Annotated in this window: 16 protein-coding genes and 1 riboswitch; of the genes, 4 read left to right on the top strand and 12 right to left on the bottom strand. The window is 66.3% G+C overall.

The window, feature by feature from the left end; all coding sequences use genetic code 11:
- Nucleotides 1-115: 115 nt before the first annotated feature.
- The 3 genes from purH to XI09_RS20915 all read right to left on the bottom strand — a co-directional run bounded on the left by purH (nucleotide 116) and on the right by XI09_RS20915 (nucleotide 5,099).
- Nucleotides 116-1,708: a bifunctional phosphoribosylaminoimidazolecarboxamide formyltransferase/IMP cyclohydrolase gene (gene purH, locus XI09_RS20925; protein WP_271568522.1), complete on the bottom strand. Its 1,593-nt coding sequence runs from the start codon at nucleotides 1,706-1,708 to the stop codon at nucleotides 116-118.
- Between the two features lie 25 nt (nucleotides 1,709-1,733).
- A riboswitch (ZMP/ZTP riboswitch) is annotated at nucleotides 1,734-1,815 on the bottom strand.
- A gap of 59 nt (nucleotides 1,816-1,874) precedes the next feature.
- The gene (locus tag XI09_RS20920) at nucleotides 1,875-3,593 is read right to left on the bottom strand and encodes a heparinase II/III family protein (RefSeq protein WP_271568524.1); all 1,719 of its coding nucleotides are present in this window, start codon (nucleotides 3,591-3,593) and stop codon (nucleotides 1,875-1,877) included.
- 159 nt (nucleotides 3,594-3,752) lie between these two features.
- A complete protein-coding gene (locus XI09_RS20915; RefSeq protein WP_271568521.1) occupies nucleotides 3,753-5,099 on the bottom strand; it encodes an RsmB/NOP family class I SAM-dependent RNA methyltransferase in 1,347 nt (448 codons plus the stop codon).
- 189 nt (nucleotides 5,100-5,288) lie between these two features.
- Here XI09_RS20915 and XI09_RS20910 point away from each other — a divergent pair, with 189 nt between their 5' ends.
- Nucleotides 5,289-5,498, top strand: coding sequence for a DUF1674 domain-containing protein (locus tag XI09_RS20910; protein WP_271568520.1), 210 nt, complete (start codon nucleotides 5,289-5,291; stop codon nucleotides 5,496-5,498).
- Between the two features lie 48 nt (nucleotides 5,499-5,546).
- Here XI09_RS20910 and cysN read toward each other — a convergent pair whose 3' ends face one another.
- The 4 genes from cysN to XI09_RS20885 all read right to left on the bottom strand — a co-directional run bounded on the left by cysN (nucleotide 5,547) and on the right by XI09_RS20885 (nucleotide 13,048).
- Nucleotides 5,547-7,442: a sulfate adenylyltransferase subunit CysN gene (gene cysN / locus XI09_RS20905; RefSeq protein ID WP_271568519.1), complete on the bottom strand. Its 1,896-nt coding sequence runs from the start codon at nucleotides 7,440-7,442 to the stop codon at nucleotides 5,547-5,549.
- A complete protein-coding gene (gene cysD, locus XI09_RS20900) occupies nucleotides 7,442-8,407 on the bottom strand; it encodes a sulfate adenylyltransferase subunit CysD (protein ID WP_271568518.1) in 966 nt (321 codons plus the stop codon). Before cysD ends, cysN begins: the two co-directional genes overlap by 1 nt.
- Nucleotides 8,404-10,875, bottom strand: coding sequence for an FAD/NAD(P)-binding protein (locus XI09_RS45795; protein ID WP_333939129.1), 2,472 nt, complete (start codon nucleotides 10,873-10,875; stop codon nucleotides 8,404-8,406). The genes cysD and XI09_RS45795 overlap by 4 nt, the downstream gene beginning before the upstream one ends.
- A 142-nt stretch (nucleotides 10,876-11,017) precedes the next feature.
- Nucleotides 11,018-13,048, bottom strand: coding sequence for a methyl-accepting chemotaxis protein (locus XI09_RS20885; RefSeq protein ID WP_271568517.1), 2,031 nt, complete (start codon nucleotides 13,046-13,048; stop codon nucleotides 11,018-11,020).
- 234 nt (nucleotides 13,049-13,282) lie between these two features.
- Here XI09_RS20885 and XI09_RS20880 point away from each other — a divergent pair, with 234 nt between their 5' ends.
- The gene (locus tag XI09_RS20880) at nucleotides 13,283-13,873 is read left to right on the top strand and encodes a thermonuclease family protein (protein ID WP_271568516.1); all 591 of its coding nucleotides are present in this window, start codon (nucleotides 13,283-13,285) and stop codon (nucleotides 13,871-13,873) included.
- A 54-nt stretch (nucleotides 13,874-13,927) separates the two neighbouring features.
- Here XI09_RS20880 and XI09_RS20875 read toward each other — a convergent pair whose 3' ends face one another.
- The gene (locus XI09_RS20875) at nucleotides 13,928-14,443 is read right to left on the bottom strand and encodes a L,D-transpeptidase (protein WP_092189342.1); all 516 of its coding nucleotides are present in this window, start codon (nucleotides 14,441-14,443) and stop codon (nucleotides 13,928-13,930) included.
- Between the two features lie 421 nt (nucleotides 14,444-14,864).
- Entirely contained in the window at nucleotides 14,865-16,811 is a 1,947-nt protein-coding gene (gene acs / locus XI09_RS20870; protein ID WP_271568515.1) for an acetate--CoA ligase, read from the bottom strand.
- Nucleotides 16,812-17,212: 401 nt separating this feature from the next.
- Between acs and XI09_RS20865 the strand changes: the two genes are divergently transcribed.
- Nucleotides 17,213-18,382, top strand: coding sequence for a DNA topoisomerase IB (locus XI09_RS20865; protein WP_271568514.1), 1,170 nt, complete (start codon nucleotides 17,213-17,215; stop codon nucleotides 18,380-18,382).
- A gap of 11 nt (nucleotides 18,383-18,393) precedes the next feature.
- Here XI09_RS20865 and XI09_RS20860 read toward each other — a convergent pair whose 3' ends face one another.
- Entirely contained in the window at nucleotides 18,394-18,849 is a 456-nt protein-coding gene (locus tag XI09_RS20860) for an SRPBCC family protein (protein ID WP_092189350.1), read from the bottom strand.
- 102 nt (nucleotides 18,850-18,951) lie between these two features.
- Between XI09_RS20860 and XI09_RS20855 the strand changes: the two genes are divergently transcribed.
- On the top strand, nucleotides 18,952-20,031 hold the full coding sequence (locus tag XI09_RS20855; RefSeq protein ID WP_271568513.1) for an adenylate/guanylate cyclase domain-containing protein: 1,080 nt from the start codon (nucleotides 18,952-18,954) through the stop codon (nucleotides 20,029-20,031).
- Between the two features lie 86 nt (nucleotides 20,032-20,117).
- On the opposite strand, the gene XI09_RS20850 is transcribed toward XI09_RS20855, so the two are convergent.
- Nucleotides 20,118-20,531, bottom strand: coding sequence for an EVE domain-containing protein (locus tag XI09_RS20850; RefSeq protein WP_271568512.1), 414 nt, complete (start codon nucleotides 20,529-20,531; stop codon nucleotides 20,118-20,120).
- Nucleotides 20,532-20,682: 151 nt separating this feature from the next.
- Nucleotides 20,683-21,663 (bottom strand): NAD(P)H-dependent glycerol-3-phosphate dehydrogenase, encoded by a 981-nt coding sequence (locus tag XI09_RS20845; RefSeq protein WP_271568511.1) that lies wholly within the window; start codon nucleotides 21,661-21,663, stop codon nucleotides 20,683-20,685.
- Nucleotides 21,664-21,704: the final 41 nt, after the last annotated feature.

Genomic DNA, 21,704 nt, shown 5'->3' with positions numbered 1-21,704 from the left:
CTGCGCCGGGACGACTCGTAGAGAGGAGATGTCCACGAAACCCGGATTTCGCGGAGCCTGTCGTCGGGCGCGCATTCGCGCGACACGTTGGCTCCATCCGGGCTACGCTAAACGCTCAGTGCCTGAAGTGCCGCGTTCCCGTGAACACCATGGCGATGCCGTGCTCGTCGGCGGCCTTGATCACCTCGTCGTCGCGCATCGAGCCGCCGGGCTGCACCACGGCGGTGGCGCCGGCTTCGATGCAGGCGAGCATGCCGTCGGCGAACGGGAAGAACGCGTCCGAGGCCACCACCGAGCCCTTGGTGAGCGGCTCGGCGAGCTTCAGGTCAGCCGCCGCGTCCTGCGCCTTGCGCGCCGCGATGCGGGCTGAATCCACCCGGCTCATCTGGCCCGCGCCGATGCCGACGGTGGCGAGATCCTTGGCGTAGATGATGGTGTTGGACTTGACGTGCTTGGCGACGCGGAACGCAAACTTGAGGTCGCGCATCTCGGCTTCGGTCGGCGCACGCTTGGTCACGACCTTGAACGTCATGTCGTCGACCACGGCGTTGTCGCGGCTCTGCACCAGGAGGCCGCCGGCGACCGTCTTGGCGGTGAGGCCCGGCGCGCGCGGATCGGGCAGGCTGCCCGCGAGCAGCAGGCGCAAATTCTTGCGCGCGCCGATGATGGCGATCGCCTCCTCGCTGGCATCGGGCGCGATGATCACCTCGGTGAAGATCTTCGTGATCTCGCGCGCGGTGTCGGCGTCGAGCGCGCGGTTCATCGCGATGATGCCGCCGAACGCCGAGGTGGAATCGCAGGCGAGCGCCTTGCGATAGGCGCTGACGAGGTCGGAGCCCTCAGCGACGCCGCAGGGATTGGCGTGCTTGACGATGACGCAGGCCGCGGTGCGCTTGGCGTCGAACTCGCCGATGCATTCATAGGCCGCATCGGTGTCGTTGATGTTGTTGTAGGAGAGCTCCTTGCCCTGGAGCTGCCGCGCGGTCGAGACGCCCGGGCGCTTATCGGGGGTCGCATAGAACGCCGCGGTCTGGTGCGGATTCTCGCCATAGCGCAGCGACTGGATCAGCCTGCCGCCGAAGGCGCGGAAATCGGGCGCATCGATCTCGAGCTGGCGGTTGAACCAGTTCGAGATCGCAGCATCATAGGCCGCGGTGCGCGCATAGGCCTTTGCGGCAAGCCGCCGGCGCAGTTTCAGCGTGGTCGCACCGTTGTTGGCGGCGAGCTCGTCGAGCACCGCCTTGTAGTCCTCGGCCTCGACCACCACGGCGACGTCGTCATGGTTCTTGGCGGCGGCGCGGATCATCGCGGGGCCGCCGATGTCGATGTTCTCGATGCAATCCTCGAAGCCCGCGCCTTTGTCCACGGTCGCCTCGAACGGATAGAGATTGACGACGAGGAGATCGATCGGCGCGATGCCGTGCGCCTTCATCGCGTCCGCATGTTCCTTGTTGTCGCGGATCGCGAGCAGGCCGCCATGCACCTTCGGATGCAGCGTCTTGACGCGGCCGTCCATCATTTCAGGAAAGCCGGTCAGCTCGGAGACGTCCTTCACCTTGAGGCCGGCCGCGGCGATCGCCTTTGCGGTGCCGCCGGTCGAAACCAGTTCGACGTCATGGGCGGCAAGCGCCTTGGCGAATTCGATCAGGCCGGTCTTGTCGGACACGGAAAGCAGGGCGCGGGTGACGCGGCGGGGATGGTCAGTCATGAGCAAGATCCTCTGTCTTAAGGAGTGTCTATGCCCAGGCGCGCGGCTTCTATGTCCCGCGCTTCCCGATGGTGCTCCATCCAAGGTCGCCAGTCGCGCGAGCGAGCGCTCGATAGCAGCTTTCGGCCGTTTTCACAACGATGAGATGGGGCCGAATCGTGCGCATCTACAGCGGAAGTTCCGGCTCGCGACGGGCGTTGCGGCGGGCATTGGTGACCGCGGGCGAAGCGGTGGAGCGGACAAAACTCCAGCGGATCGAGGGCGCCTGGCGGGCATCCTGCCGGATCACGATCTGCGCAGTGCGGCGGGGGCCGTCATTGCCGGCCAGGAACACGCTGTCCTCGAGATCGACCTTGTCGTCGAGCGCCTCGAAGGTCCAGACGTCGCGGTTCGGCAGCACCAGCATGACGCCGCGGGCATCCGACAGCCGGCTCGCCTTCACCGCCGGATGCAGATGGAAGCGCAGCGCGAAATCGGCATCCGCGCCCTTGAAACGTCCGCCTTGCGGCGGCGACAGCGTGTCCTCGCCGTCGATGCGCGCCCCGCCATTGGCGATCATCAGGACGCGGCGATGGATCGCGCCGAATTTGGCGAGATAGCCGTCATGCGAGGTCGTGAGCAGCGTGCCGTTCTGCACGATTTCGCGATAGCTCTCGACCTCGACGGGGCCGCTGGTGACAGGCGCACCATGCAACAGCCGCTTCATCGCCGACATCTCCACGAACTGGCATGAGGAGGTGTCGTGATAGGTCAGCGTCGAATGCGCCGCCGTGCTGCGCGCGAACGGCCGCCAATTGTCGCGCCCCGTGGTTGGCATGCCGCAATTGGTGACGATGCGGCTGATGCCGGAGGACAATTCGAACGACAGGCAGCCGGCATGGGCGTCGTGGCTGACGCCGGCCGGCGGCGGCGGGCCGGTGTCGATGATCAGCGTGGTCTGGCCGGCATCGAGGCGCTGGAAGCCGGTATGCGGCATGTTCGACATCGGCGCGCCGTGGGTGTCGTCATAGGCCAGCAGCGTCGCGAGCAGGTCCGAGGGCGTCGCGCTCATGCCGTTGAACAGCGCGAAATTACCGTCGCCGTGCCGGAAGAAGCGCAGCATCGGCATCATGCGGTCGATCGCGTTCAGCAGCGCCGGCGGCGGCGCGATGTTGCGTGCGGCGAAGGTCTGCCGCAGCGGCAGCAGGTCGATCAGGAGCTCGATCAACGCGCCCGGGTTGCGGGAGATGTGTCCGCCGTCGGGCAGGATCTGCCGCTGCAACTCGTCCGAAAGCTTTTTCGAGGCACTGCGGATGTGGCGCGCCTGGTTGGCGAGACAGAGCGTCGTGTAGCACAGCGCGATCAGCACCTGGAGCTTCGGTACCCCGTCCGGGATGTTGATCATGGTGTAGCGCAGGAAGCGGATCTCGCGGGCCAGCGCGCGCAGATAGCGGCGGTAGAATTTGTTGTCGGTGTCGTTGAGCACCAAGGGCGCCTGCGACAACAGCGAGATCACGCGCCGCGCCAGCACGTCGGCGCGCCGCGCGACGGGGCGGCGCTTGTTGGCGGGGTTGGCGATCCAGTCCTCGACCAGCGCGCGCGCATTGGCGCGCGTCAGTGCGGTGTCGGCGGCGCGCAGATGGCGCAGCCAGCCGAAGCCGAGCAGCGCAACCTCCCAATCCTCCGACGGCGGCTCGAGATCGAAGATCGAGCGGCCGTGGCAATTGACGATCTTGCCGGCGAAGACGAAACGGCCGGCATAGATCTCGGCCGCGCGGGTCGCGTCCGCGGTGCGCAGATCGTGCGGCGCGATGATCAGGCGGTCGGTGCGGCCGGGCCAGACCCGCGACAGCGCAACGGAACCGCCGCTCGCGCGCGCGAGCATGTTCCGCGCGAAGCGGTTCATCACCAGCGTCGAGATACGTCTGCGTTGAGCGACCGACACGCCTTGCCTTGAAGGGGGAGAGGAGGATTCCGACGAATCCTTATTAATCCCAAAATCGGCCGTCTGACACCACCTTGAACGGCGGGAATCAACGTCGGGGTTGTAAAAACCAGTGCAAAATCAGGATTTAACGAGCCGGGCTGCGAAGAATCCGTCGAGCCCGCCGAGCTTGGGATCGGCGTTCGGCAGATGGCTGGGGAGGGTGCGCAGGTCGCCCTCGGCGGTGATGATCTCGGAGAGCCCTGAGACCTCCGATGCCTCGATCGGGACGCGGCGAAGCGCAGGCTCTGCGGCCAGCAGCGCGGCGATGGCCTGCTCGCCCTCTTCGGGTTCCAGCGAACAGGTGCAGTAGACCAGCGTCCCGCCCGGCTTGAGCAGCGAGACCGATTTTCGCAGCAGCCGCTGCTGGAGCGCGGTCAGGGCGGCGATGTCGGACTCCTGTCGCAGCCAGGCCACGTCGGGATGACGGCGGATCGTGCCGGTCGAGGTGCAGGGCGCGTCGATCAGGATACCGTCAAAACCTTCGGCGGGGCCGGCCCATTCCGCGGCGTCAGCGACGACGGTCTCGGCCTGGAGCGACAGTCGCGCCAGATTCTCGCGCAGCCGTGCCACCCGGGCAGGCGAGCGGTCGATCGCCGTGACATGCGCGCCCGCGTGCGCCAGTTGCGCGGTCTTGCCGCCGGGGGCGGCGCAGAGATCGGCAATGGACTTGCCCTTGATGTCGCCGAACAGCCGGGCCGGCAGCGCGGCGGCGGCATCCTGTACCCACCATTGTCCCTCGGCGAAGCCGGGCAGCATGGTCACCGAGCCGTGCAGCAGCATCCGCACCGTTCCCGTCGGTAGCGTCTCGCCATGCAGGCGGCTCGCCCATTGTTCGGCGTCCGACTTCACGGTCAGATCGAGCGACGGCTCATGGCCGAGCGCCAGTGCCATGTCTCTTGCGGTGGCCTCGCCATAATGCGCGCTCCAGCGCGCCAGCAGCCATGGCGGCAGGTCCAGCGATTGCGTGGCGACTTCCTCGACCAGCGCCTGGCCCTCGCGCGCACAGCGGCGCAGCACGGCGTTGACGAGGCCGGCATAGCGCGCAGCACGCCGGTCGGATTGCACGAGGCGGACGGAGAGATCGACGGCGGCATGATCGGGCACGTCCATCCAGAGGATCTGGGCGGCGCCGATCAGCAGCGCGCTCTGCGCGCGCGGTGCGTCGGAGGGAATGCCCTTGTCGAGCAGGCGGGACAGCACGTGGCCCAGCGTGCCGAGCCGGCGCAGCACGGTCGCGACCAGGCGGCGCATCAGCGCGCGGTCGCGGTCGGCCAGCGTCTTCAGTCCGGGATGGGCGCCGCTGCCGTCGAGCTGGTCGTCAAGCGTGCGGTGCTTGTGCAGCACACCGTCGACGATGTCGGCGGCAATCCGCCGTGCCGCAAGACCAGGCACTTCGGATGGTGGGGCGAAACGTTGAGATGGCATGCGGAAGCAAGGTTCTGAGCGAGCGGCAGTTCCGCCGATATAGGCGCATGCCTTGAGAAAGCGATCTTTGGCACGCGAATATGCCAAATGTAAGAATCGCTTCCGGCTTTTTCAGCCCTTTGGGCTCGATTTCAGGAATGCGTTATTGGACGTCGCATTGCGGCTCGTCCTGCGCTAGAAGACCTGGCGATGAGTGACCAGCCACCCGTTTTCGATCGCAAGCCGCTGTCGCCGGCAGCCCAGCGCGCGCTGGCCGAGGCCGAGGCGCGCCGGCAGGCTGCGGCAGTCCAAGCCAAGGACGATGCCAAGGCGACGCCGAAGGAGTTGCAGGGGCCGAAGGGACCCGAGCCGACCCGCTACGGCGATTGGGAGCGCAAGGGCATCGCTTCCGACTTCTGAGCCGTCAGCCGGATCGGCTGATGATGCGGGCAAGGTTCGTCCCGGCCGCTAGAGGTAATGGTGCTCCCGGAGGTAGCGGATGATGCGCTCGCAGGCCGCCTCGGTCGACAGTTCCGACGTGTCGATGGTGATCTCCGGCGATTGCGGTGCCTCATAGGGCTGGTCGATGCCGGTGAACGCCGGCAACTCGCCCGCTCGTGCCTTGCGATAGAGCCCCTTGGGATCGCGCCGCTCGCATTCGGCGAGCGGCGTCGCGACATGGATTTCGATGAACTCGCCCGCCGCGACCCGGTGGCGCGCCATGTCGCGCTCACTGCGGAACGGTGAGATCAGCGCGACCAGCGCGATCATGCCGGCGTCGACGAACAGGGCCGCGATCTCCGCGACGCGCCGGACGTTCTCCATCCTCTCTGCGCTGGAAAAGCCGAGGTCGCGATTGATGCCGTGGCGGAGATTGTCGCCGTCGAGCAGCGCGGCATGGCGTCCGAGTTCGGCAAGCCGCCGGTCGACGAGATCGGCGATCGTCGATTTTCCGGCGCCGCTCAGGCCGGTGAACCAGAGCACGCAGGGCCGCTGCTGCTTCAGCCGCGCCCGCATCGACTTGTCGACTGCGAGGTGTTGCCAATGAATGTTGGTGGCGCGGCGCAGCGAAAGGTCGATCATTCCCGCCGCGGCCGTGCGATGGCTGATCGGATCGACGAGAATGAAGCTGCCCATGTCGCGGTCGTCGCGATAGGCCTCGAAGACCAGCGGGCGGTCGAGATTGAGGTGGACGTAGCCGATCTGGTTGACGTCGAGCGTGGTGGCGCTTTCCTGCGCCATGGTGTCGATGGCGATGCGATGCTTGAGCGTCGTGATCACCGCGCCGGTCGAGGCCGTGCCGCATTTGAGCACGTAGCGCCGGCCCGCGACCATGGCCTCGTCATCGAACCAGACCAGATGGGCCGCCAACTGATCCGAGACCAGCGGTGCGGGACCGGCCGTCAGCACGGCGCCGCGGCTGACATCGATCTCGTCGGTGAGTGTGAGCGTTACCGATTCGCCCGCCGCAGCCCGATCGCGCTCGCCGCCGGGCGTGAGAATGCGCGCAACGCGGGTGCGAAGGCCCGATGGCTGCACGGCGACGGTCTCTCCGGTCGCGATCGTTCCGCTCGCGATCCGTCCGCAGAAGCCGCGGAAATCCGCATGCGGCCGGTTGACCCATTGCACGGGCAGCCGGAACGGCCGCTGCGAGACGTCGCCGGCCACGTCCACGGATTCCAGATAGGCCGTCACCGTCGGCCCCGTGTACCAGGGCATGCGCGTGCTCGCAGCGACGATATTGTCGCCGCCGGGCGCCACGACCGGGATGCACTGGATCTGGGAGATCCCGAGCTGGCCGGCCATGGTCAAATATTCGGCGGTGATCGTCGCGAAGCGGTCCCCGTCGAATCCGATCAGATCCATCTTGTTCACGGCGAGCACGACGTGGCGGATGCCGAGCAGCGCCAGGATGTGGCTGTGACGCCGGGTCTGCGTGATGACGCCCTTGCGCGCGTCGACCAGCACCACGGCGAGGTCGGCGTTGGAGGCGCCGGTCGCCATGTTGCGGGTGTATTGTGCATGCCCCGGCGTGTCGGCGACGATGAAGCGTCGCAGCTTCGTGGCGAAGAACCGGTAGGCGACGTCGATCGTGATGCCCTGCTCGCGCTCGGCCTGCAAGCCGTCGACCAGAAGCGCGAAATCGAGATCGCCGCCGGTGGTGCCGGCGGTCTTGCTCTCGGAGGCGAGCGCGTCGAGCTGGTCGTCGAGCAGCGTCTTCGAATCGTAGAGCAGCCGGCCGACCAGCGTGCTCTTGCCGTCGTCGACGCTGCCGCAGGTGACGAAGCGCAGCGTCGGCCGATCCTCCCGGTCCAGCCACGGCGCATCGGCGGGAGCGATCGTGGGTGCCTCGTGATAGGACATCAGAAATAGCCTTCCGCCTTCTTGCGCTCCATCGACGCGGGACTGTCCCGGTCGATCATGCGTCCTTGCCGTTCGGAGGTGCGCGAAGCCGTCATCTCCCGCACGATCTCCGGCAGGGTTGCCGCGTTCGACGTCGTGGCGCCGGTGAGGGGATAGCAGCCGAGAGTGCGGAATCTGACGGAGCGCACGCGGGGCTCTTCATCCGGGCGCAGCGGCATCCGCTCGTCGTCCACCATGATCAACGCGCCGTCGCGTTCCACCACCGCACGCGGCGCAGCGAGATAGAGCGGTACGATCGGGATGTTTTCGACCAGGATGTAGTCCCAGATGTCGAGCTCGGTCCAGTTCGACAGCGGAAACACCCGCATGCTTTCGCCGGGCGCGAGCAGCGTGTTGTACAGGCTCCACAATTCGGGCCGCTGGTTCTTCGGATCCCAGCGATGTGCCGCGCTTCGATGCGAGAAGATGCGTTCCTTGGCGCGCGACTTCTCCTCGTCGCGCCGTGCGCCTCCGATCGCGGCGTCGAAGCCGTGAAGGTCCAGCGCCTGCCGCAAGGCCTGCGTCTTCATGACGTCGGTGTAGCGGGCCGAGCCGTGGCTGAACGGGTCGATGCCCTGGCTCAGGCCGTCATTGTTGGTATGGACGATCAGATCGAGGCCGAGCTCGCGCGCCCGGCGGTCGCGAAATGCGATCATCTCGCGGAACTTCCATGTCGTATCGACATGCAGCAGCGGGAACGGCGGCTTGCCGGGACGAAATGCCTTCATCGCCAGATGCAGCAGCACCGAGGAGTCCTTGCCGATCGAATAGAGCATGACCGGCTTGCGAAACTCGGCCGCCGTCTCCCGCAGGATATGGATGCTCTCCGCCTCGAGGCGTTGGAGATGGCTGGTGGCATTGTGGCGCAGGGCCGCTTCGTCGGGCGCGGCGCGTGTCGCCGTCGTACGAGCGATCTGGCCGGTCATGCGGCTGTACCCAGGCAATCGCCGAACAGGCGCGCGGCGGTATCGGTATCCAGCGAGAGATCGCGGATGCAGGCGTCGACCGAGGCGCGGTACATGTCGTGAATGCGATAGCGCTCCAGTACCTCGAGCTGGACATCGGTCAGCGACGCCGTCTTGCGGCTGCGGTAACGGTAGGCGGTGTCCGAGCCATGAAGGCCGACCACGGTGTAGATCTTGGGCTCGCTGAGGAAGGTGACGCCCGAGCCTTTCGATTCGATCTGTCCGCGTTCCCTCCAGTCGGTGACCGCGCCTTCGGTGAAGCGTGTGCCGAGGCCGAGCCGGTCGAACAGCTTTCGCACCGATCCCGTCGCATCCTTGCTGGCTTCGTAGACGTAGTGCGTGACCGGCACGCCGTGCCGCGTTGCATAGCTCTCGACGCGAAGCGCGTTCAGCGAGGAGATCACGTAGTTCTGGATCAGGCGATCCTCGGGAACGCGGTCCGACCATTTCTCGAGCCACGATGCGAGAGAGCTCGCGGAATCGCGGTCGAGCATGATCATGTGAAGCTTCTCGGCCGGCCAGCCGGCCTCGATCAGCGGCTGGAGCGGCAGGAACAGGCTTTCGGCCAGCACGTAGGGTCCGGCCATCTCCTTGCTGAAGACGTGCGGCTGCTCCGACGCCTGCGGCACGGTCCAGGGCTGGCCCGCATTTCCAAGCAGCCGATGGCGCAGAATGACCTTCACCGGCTGGAAGTAGGAGGGCATGCCGGCGACGCCGAAGAGATTGGTCAGCGCGGTCGAGCCCACGCGGCAGCGCCCCCACGCGCAGTAGAGCGTCGGGAAGTCTTCGGGAGCCCAGTTCCGGAATGTTTCGCCGAGGCAGTCCCGGACCTCCCACATCAATTCGTCCAGCGCCGCCGGCCTGGTCTGGTACTTGCCGTCCATCGCCAGCACCATCGTGTCGAGCGAAGGATCGTCGCGGCGGACCAGATCGGCGAGACGGTCGGTTTCGTCGACGGACGTGTTGAGGCTGCTCATCTGCGATTCTCTCGGGTTGAGGATGGATTCGATCACGGCTTCGGCGCGGTGCATGTTGATGTCGACGGCGCCGGCGAAGAAGTGCGCTCCCTTGGTGGGACCGCCGACCGCATAGACGTTCGGATAGGGATTGCCGTGCCGGTCGTGGACGCGGCTGTCGTCATATCCGCAGCGAATGCCGCCGAGCGCATCGAGCGCAACGAGGCCCTGCCGCTGCATGTCCTGGTAGAGCGGGCTGCTGTCGAGCCGGTAGGACGGCCCCGTCGCGTCGATGATGCAGTCGACGTCGCGATGATCGCCGTCACCGAGATGTGCGCGAAACCGGCCGTCGACCTCGGTTACATTGCGCAAGCGGGCGCGCGTCGACAGCTTCCCCGACCGCATCAGGTCACGGATCCGAATCGCGTTCTCCAGCGGCATGGCCGAGCGGTTGCGCAGCCAGCCGGAATTGTAGACCTCCATGAACCGGCCCTTTTCGACGTCGTTCATCCGGCTCCAGGCGTCGCACACCACGTTGGCGATGCTGGCGAGGTAGCAATGGACGTTGGGCTCGTTGCTCTCGGCCTGCGCGATGTCGAGCTCGAGGTCGGCCAGCGCGTCGCTCGCGACGTCCCGGCACGACAGGTCGCAGTCGAGGCCGGTGATCTCGACCAGCAGGTCCGAGAGCCGGTGGGCAAACGCGTCCGCCCCGACCCGTTCGCGGCCGACGACATAGCGATGCAGGGCGTCGCGGAAATCGTCCGTGATCGCAGGGATCGCGACCGGCTGGACCGTGGGGAACAGGCCGCTTCTGGAGAAGCAGGTCATCCTGACTTGGCGGTGGGTCTTGGCCAGCGCCGTTGCGCTGTCGACGGCGCTCAGCCCGCTCCCGAGGATGCCGATCTCGGTGTCGCTGCGGTCCGTGAAGCTGAACTGAGCATAGGGATCGCGAATGTAGTTCGGGTGGCTGGCAAGACCATAATGATCCTCCGGTGCGTTGTGGCCGGTGCAGAGGATCAGCACGGACGAGATATGCGTGATGTTGCCGTCCGTCGTCAGCAGGACATTGTGATCCGTCGAGAATCGCATGCGGATCACTTCGGCATACTCGACATGAACCGGCACGCCGGCGTCGCGGCATTGCTCGATCGCCTTCATGCGAACGCTGTCCAGGTAATCCCGGTAGACCATCCGCGGCAGATGGTCGTTGCGGCCACAGTCGAGGCCGCGAGCCCAGGCCCAGCGCAGAAACTCCTCCGCGTCGCCCGGGCGGATCGACATTTTTGCGGCCTTCATGTTGAGCAAATGGCGGTTGCTTTGGGTGCGGTAGGCGACCCCGCCGTCGAAGCCCGACTTGTCGAAGAGCTGGATCCCACCGATCGCGCCCTTGTAGCGCTCGGATGCGGCGAGCTCCGCAAGGTGTCGCAAGATGGTGATTCCGGTTGCGCCGCCGCCGACAATGCTGATGATCATCGTTCAATCCCCCAGTTCATATGTTTGACCCAGGCGCGAGCGGGGGCTCGGCGTGGGGGTCTCCCAAAGCCGTTGGTAAAATCGAAGCGTCAGAAAGAAGGCTGGCGGCCGGCCTCGGGCCGGCCGCAGGACGTGCGGGACCTCAGGCGGCCCGCACCGTATCGAGGAATTTCGCGACCTCGTTCTTGAGGCGGCCACTCTCGGTCGAGAGTGAGCGCGCGGATGCCAGCACCTGCGTCGACGCCGAACCGGTGGCGCTGGCACCGTGACTGACCTGGGCGATCTTGTCGGCGACCTCGACCGTTCCCTTGGCCGCTTCGCTGACATTGCGTGCGATCTCGGCCGTCGCAGCCCCCTGCTCCTCGATGGTGGCGGCAATGGTGGTCGAGATGTCCGAAATCCTGGAGATGGTCGTGCCGATCTCCTTGATGGCGCCGACGGAGTCTTCCGTCGCCGTCTGCATGTCGGCGATCTGTGCGCCGATCTCGTCGGTTGCCCGCGCGGTCTGGGCTGCGAGCGCCTTGACCTCGCTCGCCACCACGGCAAATCCGCGGCCCGACTCGCCGGCGCGCGCCGCTTCGATGGTGGCGTTCAAGGCCAGCAGGTTGGTCTGCTCCGCGATTGCGGTGATCAATTTGACGACGTCGCCGATCCGGCCCGCGGCCTTGAGCAATTCATTGATCCGGACGTCGGTACGCTCGGCCTGCTTCACCGCCTCGCCGGCGATGCGGCTGGAATCGTGGACCTGGCGGCCGATCTCGACGACCGATGCGCTCATCTCCTCGGCGGCGGACGCCACGGCTCCGACATTGGCGGAGGCTTCTTCGGACGCCGCGGCCACCATTCCGGAAAGCTGCTCGGTCTCTTCCGCGGTCCCCGACAGCGTGCCGGCGGCGGATTCGAGCTGCTGCGAGGCGACCGAAACCGAGTTGACGATGCCGCCGACCGCGTCCTCGAACGCACCGGCCAGCCGGATCATCTCCTGCTTGCGCCGCGCAGCGGCTGCGGCCTCCTGATCCTTCTGTTCGGCCTCCATCTGCTCGATGCGGATCAGATTGTCCCTGAACGTACGGGCCGCACGGGCGTTGTCGCCGACCTCGTCCCCGCGGGCGGTGTAGGGAATCTCGACGGCCTTGTTGCCGCCGGCGAGTTGCAGCAGTACGTCGCCGATGCGACGGATCGGCCGGGCGATGCTCAGCACCGAAAACAGCGCGGAGCCGGCCAGGACCAGGATCACGAGCACGCCGACGGCCAGGCTGACCTGGGTCGCCTGCTCCAGCGCGGTCATGAGCTGGCTCTGCCGCAGAGCCATGAATTCGTTGTTGGCGGCGACCAGCTTGTCGACGCGCGTCGTGATTTCCTTGGCGGCCGGAAGCACACGCTCGTCGAGAATGCGCCTCTTGGCTTCCTCCGCCTTCATGGCTGCGCCGGTTGCCGCCTTGAAGCGTCCGGCGAGCGCGGCGAGCGCGTCGATACCGTCGGCGATATTCTTGTCGCCGGCGGACTGACGGGCCTGTTTCAGAACGCGGATCATGGCGTCGGCGCGTCCGGCGATGCGGTCCTTCTGCTCGGCGTCGCCCGTCGCCGTGAAATGCCAGTCGGCCGCGCTGGCCGCCTTGAACAAGGCGTCGGCTTCGCGCAACTCGACCTCGATGTTGAGCCGGTTCTGCGATGCGGCGATTGCGGGCGATGCCAGCAGTGCCTCGATGGCCTTGTTCCAGGCCTCCTCGATCTGGTCTGCCGCGGCGAATTCGGCGACAGCGGTGCCACGAGCCTCGCCGAGATCGTTGCCGGCCTTCAGGGAGGCGTCGAGGAGGATCTTCACCTCGCGACAGAGCTCTTTGGCTTCGGCGCGCCTGGAGCGATCCAATGCGGCGTTTATTTCGGTCGTGGCACCGGCGATGGAGCCACGCAATGTTTCGAGATGTTTGGCGAGACCGTCGGCGGAGGATGCTGATCCGATTTCCGCTATGGCGAGGCGCGCCCGGGTCACTGCGAGTTCGGCGCCCTGCGCATTGGCCTTGTTCGCGGTGTTGATGACCACCAGCCGGCTCAGCTCCGCGATCTGTTCGTTGCGAACGAGCTGGTTGGCGAGCATACCGCCGACGAGAAGGACCCCCGCACTTGCAGTCAATCCCAGTTTTGTACCGATGCGAACCTTGAACGATGCCATGCTTACCGCTCCCCCACACGCAAACCGAGTACGCCGCCCTATTACTAAACAACGCGTGAATGTTAAACTCCGTACAACTACAGGAGGTATCGGATGGAGAGCGTTTGGAACAGCGCGGCGCGCATAGGTACGATTCTCCGTGGGGCAACGATCCGGGCGATCAAGCGATCGTCCATCAGCCCGGGTGCCGATCGTGCCTTGCCGGTTTCCCCGACTCAGTCCTAGCGTGAGTTGATGCGCTTCCATGATCGCCCCAATGCCTATCGGCCGCAGTTCGGCGGTTCACCGTTCGGCCGCCGCTTCTCGGGGCTGTTGCCATGGATGTTTGTGGTCGGCGTCGCGGTGGTAGCCGTGCTGGTTTTCCGGCACGGGACGAACTGGCCTGTTCCGCATGCGGACGACGGTCGCACACGGGACGCCGAGATCGTTCTCCAGCAGGCCGGCCATCCCGACAGTCGCGAGCCGGTCGACGTCATTCGCACCATTGACGGCGACACCTTCCTCGCGCGCGTGCATCAGCGCGATGGCCGCGATCTCGTCGTGCGCGTTCGCCTGCGCGGCATCGACGCGCCCGAGATGAAGGCGTCCTGCCGGGAGGAACTGGACAAGGCTGAAGCCGCCACGGACGCGCTGCGCAATCTGCTCGGCCAGGGCGGCGTCACGATCACCAATCTCGGCCCCGACAAGTACGGGCGTGTTCTCGCCGACGTCGCGACCAAACGCACTGCCAACGTCTCGGCCGTGCTGCTCGCGGGTGGTTATGCGCGCAGTTACAATGGCGGCCGTCGCGACGGCTGGTGCGCGCGCGGATGGCGCTTCTGGTAACAAAAAAAGCCGCGTCGAGGACGCGGCTCTTTCAATTCTCTCCGATCCCGGCGATCAGCGCGTCACGACCACCGTCGTGCCGACGGAGACACGGCCGTAGAGATCGGTGATGTCGTCGTTGAGCATGCGGATACAGCCATAGGAGACGAAACCGCCGACCGAGCCCGGCACGTTGGTGCCATGGATCGCATATTCGCCGCCGGCAAGGGTCATCGCCGCAACGCCCATCGGGTTGCGCGGCGAGCCGCCGGGAATGACGTCGGGAAGCTGCGGCTTGTCGCGCTTCACCTCGGCGGGCGGCGACCAGGCCGGATTGCGATATTTGCCGTCGATACGGGTCGTGCCGGCCCACTGCTTGCCGGACTTGCCGACGCCGACCGGATAGCGCACGGCGTGGCCGTTATCGAGAATGAGATAGAGCCGCCGCTCGTTGGTCTTGACCACGATGGTGCCCGGCGAATAGTCGGCCAGGTGCGCCCCCACCATTTCCGGCCGCGCCTCCGCCGCCGTTGACATCAAGATCCCTGCCCCGATGGTGGCGGCCAACGCCACCGCAATCCTCATCGACATCGATGCTCCCCTTCCGTTGCCCCGAACGGGTCGTCCAAATCTACGCAAACCCGGCAATTGCCCGCTCGCCCACACAGTATTAACCGCGCCCGTTAACCGGATGGTTTCCACGCGCGGCCGCCGAGGGCCAGCCAGCAGGGGAACAAAGGAAATGTTCGAAATAAAGTAAATGACCTGAAAACAACACTTGGCGGGAAACATGCGGCCATGCCGGCACGCGCCCTGACAAGAGCGTGAGGGTGTGAACGGCTGTTCTTTCGGGGGCAGATTGTCTCCGTGTCCCGGACGCGCTGCAGCGCCTTAGCGCTGCTGCGCAGAGCCGGGACCCAAGAGGCCACACGGTACGCCGCTGGATGGGCCCCGGCTCAGCAGCGCACCGCGAAGTGCGCGCTGCGCAGCGTCCGGGGCACGAGGCCTTGGCTTACGCCGACTTCTTGTTCTGCCGGTTCTTGACGAGGTCGTCGACCACGGCGGGATCGGCCAGGGTCGAAGTGTCGCCCAGGCTGCCCGGCTCGTCCTCGGCGATCTTGCGCAGGATGCGGCGCATGATCTTGCCCGAGCGGGTCTTGGGCAGGCCCGGCGCGAACTGGATCTGGTCGGGCGAGGCGATCGGGCCGATCTCCTTGCGCACCCAGGTCACGAGCTCTTTGCGCAGATCCTCGGACGGCTGGACGCCGGCCATCAGGGTGACATAGGCGTAGATGCCCTGGCCCTTGATGTCGTGCGGGAAGCCGACCACGGCAGCTTCGGACACCTTCTCATGCGCAACCAGCGCGCTCTCGACCTCCGCGGTGCCCATGCGGTGGCCGGAGACGTTGATGACGTCGTCGACGCGGCCGGTGATCCAGTAATAGCCGTCGGCGTCGCGCCGGCAGCCGTCGCCGGTGAAGTACTTGCCTTTGTAGGTCGAGAAATAGGTCTGCTCGAAGCGGGCGTGGTCGCCATAGACAGTGCGCATCATGCCTGGCCATGCCCGCGTGAGGCAGAGATTGCCTGATGTCTCGCCGTCCAGCACCTTGCCATCGGCATCGACGATTTCCGGCGCCACGCCGAAGAACGGCAGCGTTGCCGAGCCAGGCTTGAGTTTGGTCGCGCCCGGCAGCGGCGTGATCAAAATGCCGCCGGTCTCGGTCTGCCACCAGGTGTCGACGATCGGGCAGCGGTCGTCGCCGACGACGCGGTGATACCACTCCCAGGCCTCGGGATTGATGGGCTCGCCGACAGAGCCGAGCAGGCGGAGCGAGGCGCGCGAGGTCTTCTTCACCGGCTCGTCGCCACCCTGCATCAGCGCGCGGATCGCGGTCGGCGCGGTGTAGAAGGTGTTGACCTTGTGCTTGTCGATGACGTTCCAGAAGCGCGAATTGTCCGGATAGTTCGGCACGCCTTCGAACATCAGCGTGGTCGCGCCGTTCGCCAGCGGCCCGTAGAGAATGTAGCTGTGGCCGGTAACCCAGCCGACGTCGGCGGTGCACCAGTAGACGTCGCCGTCGTGATAGTCGAAGACGTATTGATGCGTCATCGCCGCGTAGACGAGATAGCCCGCGCTGGTGTGCAGCACGCCCTTGGGCTGGCCGGTCGAGCCCGACGTATAGAGAATGAACAGCGGATCCTCGGCGTGCATATGCTCGGCCGGGCACTCCGTCGTCACCATCGCCGCGGCGTCGTGATACCAGAGGTCGCGGGTCGGGTTCATGTCGATCTTGCCGCCGGTGCGCTTGACCACGACGACCCAGTCGACGCCATCGGCCTTGGCGAGCGCAGCGTCGACATTGGCCTTCAGCGGCACTTTCTTGCCGCCGCGCAGGCCTTCGTCAGCGGTGATGATCACCTTGGATTGGCAGTCGTTGATGCGCTGGGCGAGGCTGTCGGGCGAGAAGCCCGCGAACACCACGGAGTGGATCGCGCCGATCCGCGCGCAGGCCAGCATCGCATAGGCCGCTTCCGGGATCATCGGCAGGTAGATGGTGACGCGATCGCCTTTCTTGACGTTGCGGGTGCGCAGGATGTTGGCCATCCGGCAGACCTCGTCGTGCAGCTCCTTGTAGGTGATGTGTTTGGACTGCGAGGGATCGTCGCCTTCCCAGATGATCGCGGTCTGGTTGGCGCGCTTGTGCAGATGACGGTCGATGCAGTTATGGGCGACGTTGAGGACGCCGTCCTCGAACCATTTGATCGAGATGTTGCCCGGCGCGAACGAGACGTTCTCGATTTTCGTCGGCACCTTCATCCAGTCGATGCGCTTGGCCTGTTCGGCCCAGAAACCGTTCGGGTCCGAGATCGAGCGGGCGTACATTTCCTTGTACTTGGTCTGGTCGACCCAGGCGCGCTTTGCCCACTCCGACGGGACGTCGTAAATCTTCTCGGACATATTTTCCCTCCACATACGGCAAGCCGAACACGAGCGACGGGCAGGCCGACTTGATCGTTGGACCGATTATGCGTCGAGCTAACCGGACCCGACAAGGTGCACAAGCTGGACCTTCGGCGAGCGGCCGACCATGCGGAGGATCAAGGTGCGCAGGCCGGCTGTCGCAAATCTGAAACAGGCCGGGAGGCGCCTTTCGGCTCTTTACCGAAATCTCCGGAACAGACCTGCGCAGAGCCCCATGCAGCGTGCGGAGGTATTTAGGAACCGTCTCTCACTGATTCGGGACTCGCAATACGGTTCGGAACACCCTAAATGGCCAACCCGGGTCCAAAGAGACCCCATGGAACAAAAATCAGAACAGCGGCATTGACCGGTAACAGGCAGGGTTAAGGCGTAACACTATGATGGATCAGCAGAATCTCGGGACGATGCGGCCCGCTTCAGCCGATCCTGCCGCTATTGCGCTGGCCAAAGCCCTCGGACAATGGCCGAAACCGGCCGTTTCGGGGCGTCTCAGCCCGAAAAGAGTCTTCGACACGGCGCCCGCGGCGACGGTCGAGGCCCTCGCCAGGGAGCTGGGCCTGCGGCTCGGCGACCAGAACGAGCTGACCATCCGCCGGATCAAGCGCGGCAAGGGCTATTCATTCGTCCGCCCTAACGGCGCGCATATCCGCGACGCCCGCACCATCCGCCGGCTGCACGCCATGGCGGTGCCGCCGGCCTATCGCGAGGTGCGCTACTCGGCCGATCCGAGCACGCATCTCCAGGCCGTAGGACGCGATGCCGCGGGCCGGTTGCAATATCGCTATCACGCCGACTGGGAGAAGGTCCGCGAGCACCGCAAGGCGCATCGCCTGGAGAAGCTCGTCGGCGCGCTGCCAAAGATCCGGCGCAAGGTCTCGGCGTTCCTGTCGGGCGACGAGCCGACGCGCGAATTCGCGCTCTCGGCCGTGATCGAATTGATCGCGCGCACCGCGATCCGTCCCGGCAACGAATCCTACGCCCGCCTCAACGGTACCCGCGGCGCGACCACGCTGCTGAAGTCGAACGTGACGCTGGAGGACGATTGCTTCGTGCTGACCTTCAAGGCGAAGGGCGGCAAGGCAGTGCGCAAGGAATGCGATGCGGCCAAGCTGGTGCGCGCCATCGGCATCCTGCGCGGCGTTCCCGGCAAGCGCATGTTCCAGTATCGCGATGCCTACGGCATCGTGCGCGCGGTCAACACCACGCAGGTGAACGCGTTCTTGCGCGAGATCGCCGGCATCAAGATTTCGCTGAAGGATTTTCGCACGCTGATGGCCTCCGCCGTCGTCGTCGAATCGTTGTCGCGGATCACGCCGGCGACCAGCCAGCGCGGCCGCAAGAAGCAGGTGCTGGACGCGATCCGCGCCGCGGCCGACAAGCTCTCCAACACGCCGGCGATCTGCCGCAAGAGCTATGTCCACGACACCATCGTCACCGCCTTCGAGGACGGCATCCTCGAGCGGTTCGCCGCGACCATGAAGGGCCAGCGCTCGCAGGCCAGGCGCGAGCAGCTTCTGGCGCAGGTGGTTGCGACCGCGGCGGTCTAAGCCGCCCGTCGCTACGCCTTGTCTGAAACACCCTTGTCGGGACCGGGATCGTTGCCCGCGGCTGCGGCCGTGAGCCGTTCCAGATAGTGCGCCCAGCCCTTCGCGTGTGCGGCGGCCTGTTCCTCGGTCGGCAGCCCGCTATGGGTCATGCGCAGCAGCGTGCCGCCGTCGCGCTCGATCAGGTCGATCTCGATCAGGCTCGAGCCGGGCGGCACCTCCTGGCCGCCCTCCCAGCCAAACGTGTAGGCCAGACGATGCACCGGCACGACCTCGCGGAAGGCGCCGCGGGCGACGCCGCCGCGCGGGCCGACGCCCTTGAGCAGATAGAGCCCGCCGGGATGCGGCTCCGTGGTCGCGTCGGAGCCCATCCAGCTCAAAATCTTCTCGGGATCGGTCAAATAGGCGAAGACGGTGGCACGTGGGGCTGCGATCTGGGTCTCGCGTCGCACTATGAACGGTTCGGTCATCGGCGATCATCCCTGGGCTGACATTGGGACATGGCGGCGGCCGAGCGGCCCGTCAAGGATTGCCTCGTGACAAAGACGGCCTGCCTTCGCCATGATCGGGCCATGCACCTCGCTCCGACCCTCGCCTGGCTCGTCGATGCCGCCTCCGATAGTCAGGGGGCCGACCGCCTGCTTGCGGAACTCGGCGCGCATCTGGTTGCCGACGGCGTGCCGCTTGCGGCCGGCGCCCTGACGCTGGAGGTGCCGCACCCGCTGATCGCGAAGCGGACCTGGCTGTGGCGAGCCGAGAACGGCACGGTGATCGAAGCGCTCGGCTTTGCACCAGGCGGATTGGCGCCCGACCCGCCCAACGATGCCGGTCGCCGCTGGCTCCGCGGCATCGCGGGCGGCGAGGTGCACGAAGATGTCGTCGGGCGGTCCGATGGGCCGTTGCTCGGCTGGATCGGCCCGCGTCCGTTCACCACGGATGAAATCGAGCAACTGCGCCAGGCCGCGCGTTTTGCCGCGACGCCCCTTGCCGTGCTCGCTGCGCGCGCCACGTTGCGGGCGACGCTGGATGCCTATCTTGGCAAGCGCAGCGCGGCGCGGGTGCTGGCGGCACCGCTGCGGCGCGACCTCGGCGAAACCATTCAGGCCGCGCTGCTCTATGCCGATTTGCGCAATTTCACGACCTTGTCGGAAACCACGCCGCCGGCCCAGGTCATCGCGGCGCTCGACGCCTGGTTCGACCGCATCGCCGGTGCCGTTCACGCCTTTGGCGGCGAGGTGCTGAAATTCATCGGCGACGGCGTGCTCGCGATCTTTCCGGTGGTCGAGGCATCACCGCGCCGCGCCTGCGATGCGGCCTTGCGCGCCGCAGGCGCGGCCAGGGCCGGGATGGCTCATCTCAACGATGAGCGCCGCAACCAGGGTCTGCCGCCGCTGTCGTTCGGGGCCGCGCTCCATCTCGGCGAGATGCTGTGGGGCAATATCGGTGCCGCCAACCGGCTCGATTTCACGGCGATCGGCCCCGCCGTCAATCTCGCCAGCCGGCTCGAGGGATTGTGCAAGCCGCTTCGCGAGACCGTGCTGGTGTCGGGCGCGCTCGCCGCCGAGACGGACATGCCTCTCGCTGCGCTCGGACCGCATCCGCTGCGCGGCATTGCCGCGCTATGCGAGGTCTTCGCGCTGCCGGAGACGTAAGTCGCGTAGCCCGCATGAGCGTAGCGACATGCGGGACCGGACCATCCCGGATGTCGCTGCGCTCATCCGGGCTACGGCAGCTTGGACTACATCCCGCCCATCTTGCAGACGAGCTTCCACTCCTCCGCCGTCACCGGCTGCACCGACAGGCGCGAATATTTCACCAGCGCCATGTCGGCGAGCTTCTTCTCGGCCTTGACCGCGGCCATCGTCACCGGCGTCTTCAGCGGCTTGTCGGCCTTGATGTCGACGCAGACGAATTTTTCGGTCTTGTCGGTCGGATCGGGATAGGCCTCCTTGATAATTTCCGCGATGCCGACGATCTCCTTGCCCTCGTTGGAATGATAGAAGAACGCCTTGTCGCCCTTCTTCATGGCGACGAGGTTCTGGCGGGCGGTGTAATTGCGGACGCCGGTCCAGGCTTCGCCTTTGGCGCCCTTCGCCACCTGCTGGTCCCAGGACCACACCGACGGTTCGGATTTCACCAGCCAGTAGTTCATCGCGCGCCCTATCCGTTCGTCATGGCCGGGCATAGCCGTCCGAAGGACGGCGTCGCTTCCGCTCGCCTATGCCCGGCCATCCACGTCTCTGCTGCCGTGTTCAATATCAAGACGTGGATGCCCGCGACAAGCGCGGGCATGACGGAAGATGTCATTCCTCTGCCTTGAAGGGGCGCGTCAACAGCCCCGAGATCGCGGCGTCGATCGTGCTCTTGCCGCTCAGGATCGCTGCGACCGCCTCTGATACCGGCATCTCGATGTTTTGCGAAGCTGCGAGTTCGATCAGCACCGGAGCAGTGAACTCGCCCTCGGCAAGCTTGCCGGCGGGCGGCTGCTCGCCGCGGCCGAGTGCGAGGCCGAGCGCAAAATTGCGCGACTGCGGGCTCGAGCAGGTCAGGATCAGATCGCCGAGGCCGGACAGGCCAGTGAGCGTCTCGCTGCGCGCGCCGAGCGCGCGGCCGAGGCGCGTCAGCTCGGCAAAGCCGCGAGTCGTCAGCGCGGCCTGGGCGGAAGCGCCGAGCTCGCGACCGACGGTGATGCCGACCGCGATCGCCAACACGTTCTTGGCGGCGCCGCCGATCTCGACGCCGCGGACGTCGGTGGAGTGATAGGGCCGGAACGTCGGCGAGCCCAACGCCTGCACAAGGCTGCTGGCCAGCTCTTCCTCCCTCGCCGCCAGCGTCACCGCGGTCGGCAGGCCGCGCGCGACGTCGTCGGCAAAGCTCGGGCCCGACAGGATCGCCGGCTGCGCGTGCAGCGCGGCTTCAGCGATCACGTCGGTCATGAATTTGTGGGTGCCGTGCTCGATGCCCTTGGCACAGGCGACGACAGGCGTCTGTTTCGTCAGATGCGAGGCCAGCATGTTGACGGCGCCGCGCAGATGCTGCGCCGGCGTTGCGATCAGCAGCATGTCCGCGCGCGCGGCGAGCGCGAGCTCGCTCGTCACGACAATCTCAGGAGCAAGCCGCACGCCGGGTAGCCGTGGATTGTCGCGGGTCGAAGCGATGCGCGTCGCATGCTCGGCGTTGCGCGCCCAGAGCGTGACGCTTCGTCCGGCTCGTGCGGCCACGGTCGCGAGCGCGGTGCCCCAGGCGCCCGCACCGATCACCGCGACGGAGTGGAATGTCGTCATCGCGCGCTCCCTCCACTCCCTGTCCCCGCTCTTGCGGGGAG

It is taken from the genome of Bradyrhizobium sp. CCBAU 11386 (assembly GCF_028128955.1).
Lineage (GTDB): Bacteria > Pseudomonadota > Alphaproteobacteria > Rhizobiales > Xanthobacteraceae > Bradyrhizobium.
Note: the sequence above shows the minus strand (reverse complement) of the source record. Positions and strands in the feature narration are given on the sequence as shown.